Raw genomic sequence first — 16,001 nt, forward strand, 5'->3', positions numbered from 1 at the left:
CCGGACGTAATCTCAACTACAGGCATTGTTGATCCTACTAAGCCGACAAATAACGTAGCAATCGGCGGGCCCCGCCTGATTCAGGTAGGTGTGCGTTTAATTTTGACCGTATTTTTGGTTTTAAAATGATACTGGTCGCTTTAAACCCAAGCAAGCATGACTGACAAGCAATTATTGGAGGATAGTCTCCTGAAGGTGTGGAGTGAACGTAGTGATGAAAAGCGGCTCGATGTGATGCAACAGATTTATGCCCCTGACATTATATTTTACGAAACCGATCAGGGAGAAGCTATCAAAGGGTATCAGGCGATTGACACACTTATCAAATCATTGCAAGCCCAATGGCCGCCCGAATTTGTGTTTGCGCTTACCAAACCAGCGGTCATCAATCACGGGGTTAGTCAGGTATCCTGGACACTCGGAGCGGCTGATGCGCCACCTGTGGCCAGCGGCATGGATATTGCCATCATCGCAAATGGACTTATTAGGGAGCTGTATCTATATTTAGACGAGCCCAATAACTGATCAGGCCAACTAGATAGTACCATTTTAATCACGTAGTAGCCTGTCGTTACGTAATGACAGGCTACTACGTGATTAATCAACTCTATTACGCTAATGCTTTCCGCGCTTCGCGGTCGGGGTCGTTGACCAGCATTGGCGAATCATCCAGCACCATCGTTTCGCCGTTTTGAGTGGTATAGGGTTTCCAGGTTGGTAGCCCTCCGCCGTTCGGATTACCGGTTTTTACAAAATTCAGGAACGAGCCAGCCATCTTCTCCGACAACGCTCTGGGCCGTTTGCCTCCGCCCGTGTGGGTGAGCATCAGATCGGTGTTGTAGAACCAGAAACAAATATCGTCGCAGTGGAAAGCCCGCATCCGGCCATCGAACAGGGGCGGTTGCCAGCCAAACCATGCTACGTATACGGGCGCTTTCTGCTGCGAAACTTTAGCATCGGCGGCAGCAACGGCATTTTTTCGATTCGACATTACCAACGCCCAAATTTCAACGGGTTTCGCTTTCGGGAAATTCTTGGCGTAGGCGTCTACAATCTCGCCCGATTTTTCACCAAAACGAGGTTTGATTTTTTCCTTCACCTCAGCCAGCGTAATTTTCTCTAGCGTCGAATCCGTCCGGCTGGGACTTTGCTCGTGGAACGTAGAGCAGATCATCAGCGGAATATTGGCCGAGAAATGATTGGGATCTTTGAAGAACGTATCACCGTTCAGGTACGTACCATCGGCAACGGGTGAATACCCCCCGCGTTGCATATTCATCCGTTTGGCTTCGTCGGCCATTTTGTCGACGGCGCGATTGGCGATGTCGATGTACTGCCGCCACGGAATCTGCTGGAGTTTGTCGATTTCGCCGGGTTTCAGGCCCGCTTCTTCCATCACTTTCAGCCCCAGCTTTTCAGCGTATTCCTTGTTAACGCCAGTTAATGAGTTTCCGCTTAGGCAAACGGCTTTGTGAAACAGCCCTTTCGCCGACGGCATATTCATCAACGTAGTGACTTTAGCCCCCCCACCCGACTGACCGATAATCGTTACGTTGTTGGGGTCACCCCCGAAATTGGCGATGTTGTTTTTTACCCATTCGAGGGCAGCTACCATGTCCAAATTCCCTACGTTGCCGGATGCCTCATGCCCGCCAGCCGCTTTCAGGTGCGTGTAGCCCAGCGCACCGAGCCGGTGATTAAGCGAACAGAACACTACGTTGCCCAGCCGCGACAGGTTTTCACCATGATAGCCATCCTGCTCAATACCGTTTCCGTTCACAAATCCCCCGCCGTGCAGCCAGACCACCACCGGGCGCTTCTGCGAATCCAGCGCGGGCGTCCAGACGTTCAGTTTGAGGCAATCTTCCGATACGTCGTCGTAGTTCCAATGATCCACGAACGAAGCGTATACATTAGCGTAACGTTTCTCCATAATCTGCGGAGCTGAGTTACCCCACCAAAGCGTCGGCCGGACATCGGTCCAGGAAGCGGGTTTCTGGGGCGGCATAAACCGGTTTTTCCCAGCTGTATCAGCGCCGTAAGGAATCCCCAAAAACTGGTGTATACCGCGCAGGATAAATCCACGCACTTTGCCATATTCAGTCTTGGCAATGGCGATATTATCGCCCACAAACAGAATTTGCTCGTCGGCCGTTGGCTTGACAAGTTTGGGCGGGCGCGACGTAGCAGCTATGGTTTCCTGGGTTACACCCAGCCCGGCCACACCAGCGCCAAATAAATGAAGAAAATTACGTCTTGTCGCTTTCATGAGAACGTTTCGTTAAGAATCAGATACTAAAGCGCAAAGCGTCGGTAATCTAAGCATATCAACAGGCGTATGTCAGAAGCGAATGATACCGTAGTGCCAAACCCGTAAAAACAGGGTATACCCTACTTATACAGATTCAACAAATGATTAAAACTCTGCCTGTTAACAATTAATACTTATCATTGGCAGTTAATGCAAGTAATGACTTTCTTCTAATAACCATTTAACAAATTAAGTAACCATGCAGAATAACCTGATTTTACATGCAACGCTGGCAGTTATGCTTCTCACCGGCACTACGTTGGCTACTATCGGCGTTGGAGATTCCCCGGCAAAATCGGCTATTCGTAAGAACGTAGCGAAAGCCGTTACGTATACCGTCGACCCGGCGCAGAGTACCATCACTTGGAACGCTAAAAAAGTGACGGGCAAACATGATGGTATCGTAAAAATGGCAAAAGGCCAACTTATGGCCGACGGCAATAAACTTACGGGAGGAACCTTCGTGGCCGATATGACAACCATGCGCGACACCGACAAAGGGGAATCGAATCCATTTAACGAACGGTTGGTCAATCACCTGAAAAGCGAAGATTTTTTTGGCGTGGAAAAATATCCAACCGCTACGTTTAAAATTACAGACGTGAAACCCATTGCAGGAGCCAAAGCGGGCGAACCCAACTATACCGTCAGTGGCGATCTGACCATCAAAGACATTACCAAACCCCAGACGTTTCCAGCTACGGTGAACATCAACGGCAACGTAGCACAAGCAACGGCTAAGATGGTTGTTAATCGCCTGGAATATGATATTAAATACCGGGCGGCCATCATTGGTACGGCTGCCGACAAAATTATTGACGATACGTTCGCGCTGGATTTAAAAATTATAGCCAACAAAGCATCTATGTAAGCTACGGCTTAAAAAAGGTCATTTTATTATTCCAATCAGGCTGGGGAATAATAAAATGACCTTTTTTCTATCCCTTAGTGAACCATAGTTAAATACCAGATAAACATTTCAGACAATTGATGTAGTAACTTTACTCAAACCCCAAGACCAACCAACATGAGCGAAATTAAAAAAGAAGACATCAAACAGGAAGTTTTTGACCTTTACGATGACTACGCCCATAGCCGAATTGACCGGCGCGACTTTGTGCAGAAACTTTCGACCTACGCCGTGGGCGGAATTACGGTAGCGTCGCTAATGAGCTTTCTAATGCCCGATTATTTGGGAGCTATCCAAATAAAAGCCGATGACCCGCGCTTAAAATCCGACTACGTTACGTATCCATCGCCAAAAGGAGGAAAAAGTATCAAAGCCTTGCTGTCGATGCCCGCCGATGCGAAAAAACCCCTTGGAGGCATCGTCGTCGTTCATGAAAATCGTGGTCTAAATCCGCACATCGCCGACGTAGCAAGGCGAGCTGCACTGGCCGGATTTATTTCAATTGCTCCGGATGCGCTGACCCCGCTGGGCGGCTACCCCGGTAATGACGACGCCGGGCGTGAAATGCAGGCCAAACGTAACCGAGACGAAATGCTGGAAGATTTTATTGCGGCTTATGATTACCTGAAAGCCGACAAGAACTGCAACGGCAAAATTGGTGTAGTGGGTTTCTGTTTTGGTGGGTGGATTTCCAACATGATGGCGGTACGTATACCCGGTTTAGCAGCCGCCGTTCCATTTTATGGCGGTCAACCAGCGGCCGAAGATGTACCCAAAATAAAAGCCCCTTTACTAATTCATTACGGTGCGTTGGATACTCGCGTCAATGAAGGCTGGCCCGCCTATGAAGCGGCCTTAAAACAAAATAACAAAGAGTATACGGAATACATGTATCCAAATGCCAATCACGGCTTCCATAACGACACAACCCCGCGTTACGACAAAGCCGCAGCCGAACTGGCCTGGCAACGTACCATCGACTTTTTTAAAGCGAAACTAACGTAGTGCGGGTTGGAAAGTTATAGAGCCAGGGCATGCCCTGGCTCTATAACTTTTAGGTTTTGTTTCTACTGTTTTATCAATCGATATAAGTACGGTGCCTTGTTGGCAGCGCCCGTAAATTTCTTCTCAAGCCGTTCCAATACGTTCATATCCAGAATCTTCTTCTGGAAATTATTGCGGGCAAAAGGCTTATCATAAATCGCTTCGTACACTTCCTGTATGTCTTTCATGGTAAACAATTCAGGCAGCAGACTAAACGCACTCAGCCGCTGATCGACAGTTAACCGCAACGTATCAATGGCTTTTTGCACAATCTCCTTGTGATCCATAACCAGGGGCGGCAGTTGTCGGACATCGTACCACCCAATAGACTGGTCAATTTCGTGTATCTGAGGAATTACCTTGGCCATGTCGACCAGAGCGTAGTAGCCGATAGAAATAAAACGTCGGGTAAACCATTCATATTCAAGACGATTTTTGGGCAATTGAACCTGCATAGCTGGGTTAAGTTCCAGCAGGCGATCCATAAATGCCACACTGCTTCGGTCGGCCTTACCAAACACGTGAAACTGCTCCAGGTACGTGTCTTTAATTCTGGTTCGGTCCTCCAGAATGCGCCGGGCCGCTTCATCGACATCTTCACCCTGATAAATAAATCCGCTGGGCAAAACCTGAAACCCGCCTTCAAATTTGAGCGTAGAAATCAGAACCTTAAGTTGTTGATTTTCATAGCCAAAAATGACGCAGTCAATGGAAAGTTGCTGAATATAATTCTGTTCACGAAGTGAATGCATGAGTATTCGTAAGTTTTCAGTTAATAGCTGTCAGTCAACAATCACCAGCTCGCGAATTCATTAACAACTATTGCTAATGGCGTATTCTAACGCAAATGTATAAAGACCAAAATATTTAATGTCTATTTTTTAGACAATAATAAAAACATTTCTACCTTTGCTTGTGATTTTACTATATACAGACAAATAAAGAGTTCGTATTTAATCAATTATCATTATGAAGAAGGCAAGTGTGTTCTTTTTGCTCTTGTTGTTAAGCGTTGCCTATACTGGCTTTTCGCAGACTACGCCACCGACCGATTTTTTTGCCGGGAAATGGGAAATCTCGGTGACAGGAACACCGATGGGTGATGTCAAATTCCTGACGGATCTGGTTCGCAAAGACGGAAAACTGACGGGCGAACTAACCAATGCCGCTGAGCCGAATGCCGAGAAACGGAAAATTACGAAAGTGGAGGAAAACGGCGACAAACTGGCTATCTTCTTCGAGTCGTCGCAAGCCGGAGAAATCTCGATTGACTTAACAAAAGTTGATAACGACAATCTTAAAGGCACGCTCTATAACTTTGATGCAACCGCCAAACGGGGAAAATAATCCAGTTTTTTGTTATGCTCCCTTCGTCAGCATGGCAAAAAACCCTAATGTAAATGACTCTACGATCTTAGTTCTAAATCAATCAAAACCATGAAAAAAGTAAGTACATTTCTGTTCCTTTCCTTGCTGTGCCTGATCTACACAGCTTTTGCACAAACCGCCACCCCCCCAGCCGATTTCTACGCCGGAAAATGGGAAATTACCATAACGGGCACACCACAGGGTAATTCTGTATTGATAGCTGAATTAGTCAGAAAAGACGGCAAACTGACGGGACAATTGACGAATGCGGCCGAACCTAACGCCGAGAAAATTCCGATTACCAGCATTGAAGAAAATGGCGATAAACTTGGAATGGCGTTTACAGCACAGGGCTATGACGTTACCCTCGACCTAGCTAAAGTAGACGAAGACAATCTTAAGGGTAGCCTGATGAATATGTTTGAAGCCAAAGCAAAACGAGTGAAGTAAACCGTTGCTGGCATAGTAACTTAATTGAGTGATAAGCCCTAAAGCATCTTACGTTTTCCAAACGAACTAGTAAGGAAATCGTAAGATGCTTTTTTTAAATGTGCGCACAAAAGCCATCAGGGAATAAAGAAATTACTCAAATATTAATTGTTTTAATGCTATTTACCAGAATACCTTTATCCTTTAAACCTAACCGAACAAGCAATGAAGCAATTCGCCTTCCTTTCCTTAACTGTATTGTTCGCAGCTCAGTCAAGTTTTGGGCAATCGAACGCCCAACTCACTAGCCCACAGGCCCAACAATTCATGAATCCACCAAACTCGGCTAAACCCCGTGTGTGGTGGCACTGGATGAACGGTAATATTACCAAAGACGGTATTCAGAAAGATCTGGACTGGATGAATCGGGTGGGTATTGGTGGCTTTCAGAATTTCGACGCAAACCTGTTTACGCCCGTCGTTGTGCCTAAAAAGCTGGTGTTCATGACGCCGGAGTGGAAAGATGCGTTTCGGTTTACGACCGAGCAGGCCAGCCAGAAAGGACTTGAAATGGCAATTGCCGGTTCGCCCGGATGGAGCGTAACGGGTGGCCCCTGGGTAGAACCGAAAGACGCTATGAAAAAATACGTCTGGACCCAAACCAACGTAGCAGGTGGCAAAGCGTTTACCGGGAAATTACCACAGCCGTCGGACGTTACGGGATCATTTCAGAACGTAAAATTAGAGAGTGGCGGCCTAACGGGTGGTTTTGTGGGTACCGTACCCGCTTTCTATCAGGATGCCGTAGTAATTGCCTACCGACTGCCGGCCTCTGAAAAAAACCTGGCCGAACTCAAACCAAACGTTACGTCGAGTGGCGGCAATTTTACGCTCGCCGACCTCACCGATGGCGATCTGGGGAAAACCACTTTTCTGCCGCCATTGGCTGTAGGCGAGGATATGTACATCCAATACGCGTTCGATACGCCCCAAACCTTCAAAGCACTTTCCATTGTAGGCGCTATCAAAGGACCGCTGGCTGAATTTCGGGGCGGTAACGAAAACCGTACGTTACAGGTGAGCGACGATGGCACTACGTTCCGCGACATAGCGAAAGTACCGGGAAGTATAGCGGCTCAGAATACAGTGTCTTTTCCGGCAACCACGGCTAAATTCTGGCGGATGGCCATTAAAACCCTTCCTCCTCCAGTCAATCCATTTGGTGGACTAATGGGCCAGAGGGGCGGAGAAGCAAAATCGGAAGGCGTCAACGTAGCCGAATTTGTGCTTTACAACACCGATCGTATTGACCAGTTTGAAGACAAAGCGGGTTTTACGCCCTACAGAGAAGATACGAAAACGAACATTGCGTCAAAAGCTGACGCAATTCCAACCGAGGACGTAGTGGATCTGACCACGAAAATGCAGCCCGATGGTACGTTAAACTGGACGGCTCCAGCTGGCAATTGGGTTGTCATGCGGTTTGGTTACTCGCTGACTGGTCGCCAGAATCACCCAGCCTCCCCCGAAGCCACGGGTTTAGAAGTAGACAAGCTGGATAAGGAAGCGGTTCGGAAGTACATCAATACGTATCTGGATATGTATAAAGATGCTACAGGTGGTATGATGGGTAGCAAAGGACTTCAGTATATGGTGCTCGACAGCTATGAAGCGGGCCACATGAACTGGACAAAATCGTTTCCCGAAGAATTTCAGAAACGACGTGGTTACGCTATTCAGCCGTGGTTGCCGGTGCTGGCGGGCCGGGTAATTAAAAGTGCCGAAGCGAGTGAGAAATTCCTATGGGATTTCCGAAAAACCATTGGTGAACTGATTACCGAAAGCCATTACGAGGTGATTGGCGACGAACTCCATAAGCGGGGCATGAAACGGTACACCGAGTCGCACGAGGGTGGGCGGATTTACCTGGCCGATGGTATGGACGTGAAACGCTACGCTGACGTACCAATGTCGGCCATGTGGACGCCTGGCAGCCTGGCGGGCGGCAACGATGAAGAAGTACGTAGCGAAGGCGATATCCGCGAATCGGCATCGGTGGCCAACATCTACGGCCAGAATCTGGTAGCGGCCGAGTCGATGACAGCCGCCGGAAATGCCTTTTCGTCGTATCCCGAAAAGCTCAAACGCACCGCCGATCTCGAAATGGCGTCGGGTTTGAATCGATTCGTTATTCACACATCGGTGCACCAGCCTCTCGATGATAAATTGCCCGGTTTTTCACTGGGGCCATTCGGGCAGTGGTATACGCGTCAGGAAACGTGGGCTGAGCCGGGCAAAGCCTGGATTGCCTATTTAGGACGTAGCTGTTATCTGCTGCAACAGGGCCGGAACGTAGCAGATGTGCTGTATTACTACGGTCAGAACCAGAATATTACCTGGATCACGCGGGAAAAACTGCCCGCCCTTCCGACTGGCTACGAATTCGATTTTGTGAATGCATCGGCCCTGATCGACGCCATCAGCGTAAAAAATGGTCAGCTCGTAGCGAAAAGCGGCAATACGTACCGTTTGCTGGTGCTGGACGAAAGCGCCAGATCTATGACCTTGCCCGTGCTAAAAAAACTGCGTGATCTGGTTAAAGCGGGGGCCAAAGTAGCCGGAACCAAGCCTGAACAGTCGCCTAGTCTGTCCGATAATCCGGCCGATTTTCAGGCAATTGTGAATGAAATATGGACCAGCCCTAACGTAGTAAAAGGGTCGATAGCCGATGCGTTGAAGGCTCAGAACGTAGCCGAAGACGTTATCATCAAAAACGCTACGTCGAAAATTCTCTACCGCCATCGCCAAACCGCCGATCAGGATTTTTACTGGCTCGACAACCGAAGCGACAATCCGACCACAGCCGAAGTGAGTTTCCGGGTAACGGGCAAAGTACCAATGCTCTGGAATCCGCAAACCGGAAAAACCGAAACCGTTTCGTACCAGATCAAAGAGGGCCGAACCATCGTTCCGCTGCAATTTGAATCGTGGGATGCGTATTTCATTGTGTTTGGTGGTAAGGCAACTACGATAGCTTTTACCAAACCAGCGGAGAAAACGGCGGAGTTGATGGCTATTTCTACCCCCTGGACGGTACGTTTCCAGGAAGGACGTAGCGCTCCACCACAAGCTACGTTTGCCAGCCTGGCTTCCTGGACCGGCAATAGCGATCCCGGCATCAAATATTTTTCAGGCACCGCTACGTACGAAAATTCGTTCAATCTGTCGTCGGTGGACAAATTGGCCTACTACGTCCTTGATCTGGGCGATGTGAAAAATATGGCTGAAGTAATCGTGAATGGGCAAAACATGGGTATCATCTGGAAGAAACCATTCCGGATAGACGTAACGTCGGCGCTGAAAACCGGTGCCAATAACGTATCGATAAAAGTGACGAACACCTGGGTCAACCGGCTTGTTGGCGATCAGCAACCGGACGCAAAGAAAATTACGTTCGTGACCATGCCGTTTTACAAAGCCGATTCACCGCTCCAGCCTTCCGGTTTGCTGGGGCCGGTTCGTGTGCTATCTACTACGTCAGCAAAGGCCGAAGCAAAGCATTAAAATGATAATCAAAGAAATTACGAATGCCATTACTTCGAGTAATGGCATTCGTGTTATTAGAGGTTAACACTCCCAGAATTTAACGAAACCCGCGTCACTTTTACCTACGTTTTGAGTCTTATGGACCTTATGGTCCTGAAACTTCTTCTGCTTTGTGGTTCGCTTCGGTATTTTATACCAACCTGTTCGCCCATAAACACCACCGACACCTTAGACAACGTAACAGCCGTTCGGGCGGATACGCTACGTCAGAAACGACTTTGGGCGGTAGGCGCTACGTCACTGCTGACGCTAGGTTCAACTTACGTTTATCTAGAACGTACCTGGTGGAATGGAAAAGGCGTTCAGTTTCATTTTGACGAAGGACGCGATCTAACCTACGCCAGCGGACTCGACAAAGTGGCGCACCTGGCCGGAGGAACGTTTGTCGCTGAAGCGTATTACAACGCCTTCCGTTGGGCGGGTGTCTCACCCCGAAAGGCTGAATGGCTGGCGTTCGGTTCTGCTACGTTCGTTGAGTTAGGTATTGAGCTTAAAGATGCTTATTCTCCAACATACGGCTTTAGCTGGCGCGACGTAGCATTCGGTACGGTAGGCGGTTTCTGGCCGATGGCTCAGCACCGGTCTGGATTTCTGCGGGATGCACAGTGGAAAGTCAGCTACTGGCAGCAGACCCCCAAATACTTTAAAGCACGGGGCATTCCGATACAGCGTTTTTCCATTGATGATTACATCAACCAGACGTACTGGTTTTCGGTATCGCCCAGGCACTTAATCGGGAAAAAGACCTTTCCTGACTGGATTCAACTATCTGTCGGAATGGGTCTGGAAGCTGAAACGTGGAGCCTCAACAACGACGGTTTGGGCGGCCGACACGAGTGGTACGTTGCACCGGACATCAACGTAGTGAAACTGCTAAAACCACGTAGCACAACCGCAAAAGTGATTTTGGGATTATTGAAATACATCAAAATCCCCATGCCGACGCTACAGGTAGCTCCGAAACTGCGCTGGTATTGGCTTTACTTCTGAGCGCCAGCCATATCAATTCCAATGGCCTGCATGAGCTGGCTGGCATTGAAACTTTTGCAAATCCCATCGCGAAGTTTGTAGTCGAAAACCAACTGCCCGTCAATCAAATCAGATTGAAAATGGTAATTACGGACGAACGTATCGGCGTCGGTAAGCTGTCCCAGTTCGAGATCGTGGGTGGATACGAAACCCGCTGCTGTGGTGTGGTGCAATTGACGTATCAACGCTTCAGCGCCCCGGTGCCGGTCGGCGGAGTTGGTGCCTTTCAGAATTTCGTCCAGGAAATACAGAACGGGTATCTGTTCATCGGGCGATTGCTGGGTTAGCTTAATCAGCGTCTGGAGCCGTTTCAATTCAGCGTAGAACGATGACGTACTTTCTTCGAGCGAATCCTGCGTACGCATACTCGTAAACACGCGCATGGGCGAACATTTGAATTTCTCCGCGCTAACTACGGCACCCGCCAATGCCAGTACTACGTTGGTACCAACCGTTCGCAGAAACGTACTTTTTCCGGACATATTGGAACCGGTAATCAGGATTGTTTTTCCAGCGCCCTGTAAACGTAGCGAGTTCGCGATGCTACGTTCGGGAGGAAGCAGCGGATGGGCCGCCAATTTGAAATCAAGCGTTAATTCCCCATTCACAATGTCGGGCGTTACGTAACTGGGGTGCGCATACGCAAACCCGGCCAGACTGTTGAGCGCTTCCAGTTCACCCAAGGCGCTCAACCAGTGCGACAGGGCTGAGCCATAAGTTTTTCGCCACCTTTCGAGCCGAAACAAATAATGAATATCCCAGAGACTGGCGATGCCAAAAAACAGGTAGAAATAGGGATTTCGCCGGAAGTTTAAGCTTTCGGTCAGATTTGCCAATTGGCGGATAGCCGACGATGCGGGCAATTCGTTGTCAGCGAATACGTTCCGGATTGCCGTCAATCGGAGAGCATCGCCCTTCACTTGCTCAGCCTGTTTAACCAGATTCCAGAAAGCGCCGAGCGCCGTTGCCATATCGTATGTTTGCTCACTTACTTCTTTCACCCGAGCCGAAACGTGGCTGAGAACCTGTCCGTGTATAGCCAACGCGCCCAGAACAGCAAGTCCGGGAAGGATGCCCATAAGCCAGGCAACAAATATGCCTAACGTAATAGCTGGTAAAACAAACCGAACAATATTGAGATAAGTCGGTAGCGGAGCAACTTCGGCCGTAGCCCACTGCACCAGCTTTTCCGGCGATTGACCAACAGTTGTCTCAAGATTCGCCAACGCTTCAAACTGCTGACGCCAATCTAGCTGGAGCTTTAGATCGGCAGCCGCCAATTGGCGTAGGTTTATGGCATCGGGCGATGAGGTCGCTTTAAGCCACTTCGCCAGTCGGTTCTGACCTTCGTACGTGTGCGTCCGGTTGAGAAGTCGAAACAGCGAATGTTTTCCAAATACGTCCAGATCGCCGGTGTAGTAATGCGTTGGACTGGCAAATTGCTCACCGGTTTCAGGGCGGAGATATTGGCGTTTCAAGCGGCTGGCTTCGTCCTGATTAATAAAAACCAGTTGATGATTTAAATCCCGCTCCCGACGAACGGCCTGGTGTTTTTTCAACAGAATCAGAAACCCTATGATGCCCACGAGTGCAGTTCCAATTCCTAAAGAGTCGCGCTCGGCACGAATAAACAACCAGACGACCAGAACACTTACGACAAACCAAATCAATCGCCAGAAAGCCAATTGATTATACCGACGTTGAGCAGCCTGTTCGGCCTGCGTAAATTCTTGTTGACGCTGAAGAAAAATTTCGGAAGGCATAAGAAAGCAGAAAATCTGCCATTAGAATGGAGCCGAAAAAGCTAGACTTGTCATGCTGGTGAAGCATGACAAGTCTAGCTTTTTCGGACATGTTTATGAAATTGAAACAACGTCAAAACGAACGGATTATTTATTACAATCCTGACAAACCCCCTGGATAAGCAGGTTCATTTCCTTACGATTATAGCCATCCGGCAACGTAACAACAGGAATGATTACCTCATCAAGGCAGGTGGTCTGGCCACAGGCTTCGCATTTGAAATGCACATGGTCATGGTGATGGTGCCCGTCGGAGCAGGTTTCCCGGCATAAAGCGTACTTTGTACCGCCCTCATCGTCAAGCACTTTATGCAGCAAACCTTTATCCAGAAACGTACGTAGCGTTCGGTAAATCGTTACGCGGTCGTGGTCGGGACCCAGGCCGTTTTCTACGTCGTGGTGGGCTAGTGCATGGCCTGCATTCAGAAACAAATCAAGCACTTCCTCCCGGCCAGCGGTGTGCCGTAGGTTAAAGTCTTTCAGGGTTTTAGCAGACAAAGTCATAATCTATACATGGAAAAGGCTCCGACAGGCTTTGGCTGTCGAGTCGCGCTAGCGACTAACCCAGCAGCTACAGCCGACAGTCAGAGCCCTCGTTACTCAATCGGTTCAAATTGCAATTTAACCAGATTTGCGTAGATGCCGTCTTCCTGCATGGCCAGTTGGTCATGCGTGCCGGTTTCTACAATCTGACCTTCACGCAGTACATAAATCATATCTACCTTCCGGATCGTGGCCAGTCGGTGGGCAATAATAATCGTGGTGCGATTCTGCATTAACTCATCCAAAGCATTCTGAACCAGCTTTTCAGACTCGGCGTCGAGCGAACTCGTGGCTTCGTCCAGAATCAGGATGGCCGGATCTTTCAGGATGGCCCGCGCGATGGCGATACGTTGCCGTTGACCACCGGAAAGCTTGACACCCCGCTCGCCCACGACCGTTTGCAGTCCTTCCGGAAACGAGTCGATGAACTGTAACGCGTTGGCTTTGCGAGCAGCTTCGCGCACTTCCGCTTCAGTCGCACCGGGTTTGCCGTACTGAATATTTTCGAAGATGGTTCCGCCAAACAAAATGACTTCCTGCGGTACTACCGCCACGTTTTTACGCAATTCTGTTACGTTAAAATTAGCCAGATCACGCCCATCGACCGTAATCTGACCGCCGGAAATCGGATAGTAGCGCATCAGCAATTGTACAATCGTCGACTTCCCGGCGCCACTCTGCCCAACCAGCGCAATCTTACGGCCAGCCGCTACGTTGATCGACACGCCTTTCAGCACTTCCATCTCCGGCCGCGACGGGTATGAGAATCGGACATTGTTGAACGCTACGTCACCGTGAACCGGCACAAACAGCGGAAGCTCATCGGCGGCATTAACTTCGGAAGGCTCTTCCAGAATTTCCAGAATTCGCTCCGAAGCTCCCACGGTTTTCTGCACCTGGGCGTACATATCGCCAATACCCGCCACCGAACCACCAATGAAAGCCGTGTAGAAAATAAATGTCAGCAGGTCGGCAAACGGAATTTCGCCCGATTGTACCAGACTACCGCCGTACCACACGATGCCCATAATGCCGCCGAACATGGCAAAAATGATGAACGACACAAATACTCCCCGGAACCGGGCGGTACGTAGCGCAATGGTCACCATTTTGTTCAGCGAACTCCCGTAACGACCAATTTCGAGCCGTTCGTTCGTGAACGCTTTCACTACGTTGATGGATTGCAACGTTTCTTCCACAATCACACTGGCGGCAGCTAATTGATCCTGCGCCTGCTTCGACAGTTTCCGAATGTATCGCCCAAAAATGATGGCCGCCACGATGATCACCGGAAACGTAGCGAGCATGAACAGCGTCAGTTTCCAGGAAACGTAGAGGATGAATAACGTACCGCCCAGCAACGTAGCGACCTGCCGAAACAACTCCGCCAACGTAATGGATAGTACGTCCTGCAACTGCGATACGTCGGCTGACAGGCGACTAGTGAGTTCACCAACGCGCCGTTTCTCGAAAAAGGGAATCGGCAACGTAATGATTTTGCCGTATACTTCCCGCCGAACGTCGGCCATCGAGCGTTCGCTCACCTGCGCGAAAAAGTAGATTCGGAAGAATGAAAAAATGGCCTGCAAGACCAGAATCCCGCCAAACATCAGAATCACCTGATTGAGCGTAAACGGCGATTTCCCCTGAATAACGCTGGTCACCTGCCCAATCAGCGCCGGAAAACTAAGCGTGGTTGCCGTCGACAAAATCAGGAAAATAAAGCCAGCTACAAACTGCATCCGATACGGTCGAACGTAGCGAAACACACGCAGCGCTTTCTTAAAATCCTCGCGACTAATTTTCTTTTTATCGGCTTCGCTCGCTTCCTCGCCAAACCCTCTTCTTCCTTTTGCCATTGGTTAGTAGTCAATATTAGGCCCCCACAGCCTCTGGCCGTGGGAGTCGCACCAGCGACTAACTAGGTAGCTACAAACCACAGCCAGAGGCTGTGGGGGCCTGTTATATTATTCCTTTTGTCCTTTATAACCCGACTGTTCAAAAATCTGCCGGGCATTGGCGTTTCGCATCAGGTCGGCGATGCTTACGCCTGAATGTTCGTCATGGTACATACCCACGATCCGCCATCCTACCCACCGCCCGATAGCTCCAGGGCAAGCTGGCCCTATTTCAGCGGTAAAGGGCCGTTCATTCAAATATCGCTGTTTTACGGCTGGATTCGTTTGGAAAAGCAACTGATTGTCGATAAAATGTCCCCAAATTAAATCCTGCGCGTTAAACGTTTCGGTCAGCTGTTTGTCAGAGTAACCGATGATCAGGCTGTCGGCCAGTTCGGGCAGCACGGTTTTAGTAAATACATACCCTTTGCCGTAGTAAATCATGTCAGCCAGCATAGTCTGGTCCTGGCGGTTCGTGGCATTGTATTTGTCAGATAATGCAAAGACAATAGCGGGCACAATATGATCTTTGTCATACCGCCGTAAGATGTATTGTGGATATTGGTTACCGCGTGGCCGATATTTCGCTTTTGAACCGCCGAAATAATCAAGTCCAATAACAATCAGACTGTCAGAAATGGCTAGATCAGGACCCATAAAACCAGTTACAACAGTTGCAATTTTGGGTGCTTTAAAGTCAGGAAAGTCTTTTTTAATGTTTGTAAAGGCCTCGGCCAACTGGTTTCGAAGGTCGGTAAGATCACCAAATTCGGCCTGAATCTGAGCCTGAAACTCGTTCAACGCTGGATTATTGACCCGATTAGTCAATTCTCGAACAACGGCTGTATCATTTCCGGCTCCGTTCGCGTTAAAGTACAATTGAGCGACAGCCGGGTTTCGGTTCAGGAATGCCCTGATACTGTCGGGCGATTTGCTGGAGAAGAGTTGCTGATCGAGCTGAATAACCGAAACATCTTCTTTTTTCTGGCACGACGTTAGCAGAAAGAAACAAAAAAGGCCCGCAATGGCCGCTTGTATTCGCATGAAACTCTGGAGTTTTC

The 16,001-nt window shown here is 49.0% G+C and carries 13 protein-coding genes; 7 read left to right on the forward strand and 6 right to left on the reverse strand.

Annotated features, from left to right (window positions below; genetic code table 11):
• The first annotated feature begins 156 nt into the window (after positions 1–156).
• A complete protein-coding gene (locus ACYVF1_RS26135) occupies positions 157–525 on the forward strand; it encodes a nuclear transport factor 2 family protein (RefSeq protein ID WP_461084518.1) in 369 nt (122 codons plus the stop codon).
• A gap of 85 nt (positions 526–610) precedes the next feature.
• Here the strand turns inward: ACYVF1_RS26135 and ACYVF1_RS26140 are convergent, their stop codons facing one another.
• Positions 611–2,269, reverse strand: a complete 1,659-nt coding sequence (locus tag ACYVF1_RS26140; RefSeq protein ID WP_461084520.1) for a carboxylesterase/lipase family protein — start codon at positions 2,267–2,269, stop codon at positions 611–613.
• Positions 2,270–2,510: 241 nt separating this feature from the next.
• Between ACYVF1_RS26140 and ACYVF1_RS26145 the strand changes: the two genes are divergently transcribed.
• Both ACYVF1_RS26145 and ACYVF1_RS26150 read left to right on the forward strand, forming a co-directional pair.
• Entirely contained in the window at positions 2,511–3,182 is a 672-nt protein-coding gene (locus tag ACYVF1_RS26145; RefSeq protein WP_461084522.1) for a YceI family protein, read from the forward strand.
• A 156-nt stretch (positions 3,183–3,338) separates the two neighbouring features.
• Positions 3,339–4,226 (forward strand): dienelactone hydrolase family protein, encoded by an 888-nt coding sequence (locus ACYVF1_RS26150; RefSeq protein ID WP_461084524.1) that lies wholly within the window; start codon positions 3,339–3,341, stop codon positions 4,224–4,226.
• A 62-nt stretch (positions 4,227–4,288) separates the two neighbouring features.
• Here ACYVF1_RS26150 and ACYVF1_RS26155 read toward each other — a convergent pair whose 3' ends face one another.
• Entirely contained in the window at positions 4,289–5,017 is a 729-nt protein-coding gene (locus ACYVF1_RS26155) for an NUDIX hydrolase (protein ID WP_461084525.1), read from the reverse strand.
• 217 nt (positions 5,018–5,234) lie between these two features.
• Here ACYVF1_RS26155 and ACYVF1_RS26160 point away from each other — a divergent pair, with 217 nt between their 5' ends.
• The 4 genes from ACYVF1_RS26160 to ACYVF1_RS26175 all read left to right on the forward strand — a co-directional run bounded on the left by ACYVF1_RS26160 (position 5,235) and on the right by ACYVF1_RS26175 (position 10,658).
• Entirely contained in the window at positions 5,235–5,612 is a 378-nt protein-coding gene (locus ACYVF1_RS26160; protein ID WP_461084527.1) for a hypothetical protein, read from the forward strand.
• A gap of 90 nt (positions 5,613–5,702) precedes the next feature.
• A complete protein-coding gene (locus ACYVF1_RS26165) occupies positions 5,703–6,083 on the forward strand; it encodes a hypothetical protein (protein WP_461084529.1) in 381 nt (126 codons plus the stop codon).
• Positions 6,084–6,287: 204 nt separating this feature from the next.
• Positions 6,288–9,626 carry a glycosyl hydrolase gene (locus ACYVF1_RS26170; protein ID WP_461084531.1) on the forward strand — a complete coding sequence of 1,113 codons (3,339 nt, stop codon included), beginning with the start codon at positions 6,288–6,290 and terminating at the stop codon, positions 9,624–9,626.
• A 120-nt stretch (positions 9,627–9,746) separates the two neighbouring features.
• Entirely contained in the window at positions 9,747–10,658 is a 912-nt protein-coding gene (locus tag ACYVF1_RS26175) for a DUF2279 domain-containing protein (RefSeq protein WP_461084533.1), read from the forward strand.
• Here the strand turns inward: ACYVF1_RS26175 and ACYVF1_RS26180 are convergent.
• From ACYVF1_RS26180 to ACYVF1_RS26195, 4 genes are all read right to left on the reverse strand, one after another.
• Entirely contained in the window at positions 10,649–12,460 is a 1,812-nt protein-coding gene (locus tag ACYVF1_RS26180) for a MutS-related protein (protein ID WP_461084535.1), read from the reverse strand. The two genes, ACYVF1_RS26175 and ACYVF1_RS26180, sit on opposite strands and share 10 nt — an antisense overlap.
• Before the next feature lie 126 nt (positions 12,461–12,586).
• Positions 12,587–13,003 (reverse strand): Fur family transcriptional regulator, encoded by a 417-nt coding sequence (locus ACYVF1_RS26185; RefSeq protein WP_461084537.1) that lies wholly within the window; start codon positions 13,001–13,003, stop codon positions 12,587–12,589.
• Between the two features lie 92 nt (positions 13,004–13,095).
• Complete coding sequence (locus ACYVF1_RS26190) at positions 13,096–14,901, reverse strand: ABC transporter ATP-binding protein (protein WP_461084539.1); 1,806 nt, start codon at positions 14,899–14,901, stop codon at positions 13,096–13,098.
• A gap of 108 nt (positions 14,902–15,009) precedes the next feature.
• Positions 15,010–15,984 (reverse strand): gliding motility protein GldB-related protein, encoded by a 975-nt coding sequence (locus ACYVF1_RS26195; RefSeq protein WP_461084541.1) that lies wholly within the window; start codon positions 15,982–15,984, stop codon positions 15,010–15,012.
• Positions 15,985–16,001: the final 17 nt, after the last annotated feature.

The sequence above is a fragment of the Spirosoma flavus genome (genome assembly GCF_054778555.1).

Bases quoted from the DNA above. Each gene is read 5' to 3' on its own strand.
- ACYVF1_RS26140 (WP_461084520.1), bottom strand. From the start codon at position 2,269: ATGAAAGCGACAAGACGTAATTTTCTTCATTTATTTGGCGCTGGTGTG.
- ACYVF1_RS26170 (WP_461084531.1), top strand. From the start codon at position 6,288: ATGAAGCAATTCGCCTTCCTTTCCTTAACTGTATTGTTCGCAGCTCAG.
- ACYVF1_RS26185 (WP_461084537.1), bottom strand. From the start codon at position 13,003: ATGACTTTGTCTGCTAAAACCCTGAAAGACTTTAACCTACGGCACACC.
- ACYVF1_RS26175 (WP_461084533.1), top strand. From the start codon at position 9,747: ATGGACCTTATGGTCCTGAAACTTCTTCTGCTTTGTGGTTCGCTTCGG.
- ACYVF1_RS26155 (WP_461084525.1), bottom strand. From the start codon at position 5,017: ATGCATTCACTTCGTGAACAGAATTATATTCAGCAACTTTCCATTGAC.
- ACYVF1_RS26190 (WP_461084539.1), bottom strand. From the start codon at position 14,901: ATGGCAAAAGGAAGAAGAGGGTTTGGCGAGGAAGCGAGCGAAGCCGAT.
- ACYVF1_RS26150 (WP_461084524.1), top strand. From the start codon at position 3,339: ATGAGCGAAATTAAAAAAGAAGACATCAAACAGGAAGTTTTTGACCTT.
- ACYVF1_RS26195 (WP_461084541.1), bottom strand. From the start codon at position 15,984: ATGCGAATACAAGCGGCCATTGCGGGCCTTTTTTGTTTCTTTCTGCTA.
- ACYVF1_RS26180 (WP_461084535.1), bottom strand. From the start codon at position 12,460: ATGCCTTCCGAAATTTTTCTTCAGCGTCAACAAGAATTTACGCAGGCC.
- ACYVF1_RS26135 (WP_461084518.1), top strand. From the start codon at position 157: ATGACTGACAAGCAATTATTGGAGGATAGTCTCCTGAAGGTGTGGAGT.
- ACYVF1_RS26160 (WP_461084527.1), top strand. From the start codon at position 5,235: ATGAAGAAGGCAAGTGTGTTCTTTTTGCTCTTGTTGTTAAGCGTTGCC.
- ACYVF1_RS26145 (WP_461084522.1), top strand. From the start codon at position 2,511: ATGCAGAATAACCTGATTTTACATGCAACGCTGGCAGTTATGCTTCTC.
- ACYVF1_RS26165 (WP_461084529.1), top strand. From the start codon at position 5,703: ATGAAAAAAGTAAGTACATTTCTGTTCCTTTCCTTGCTGTGCCTGATC.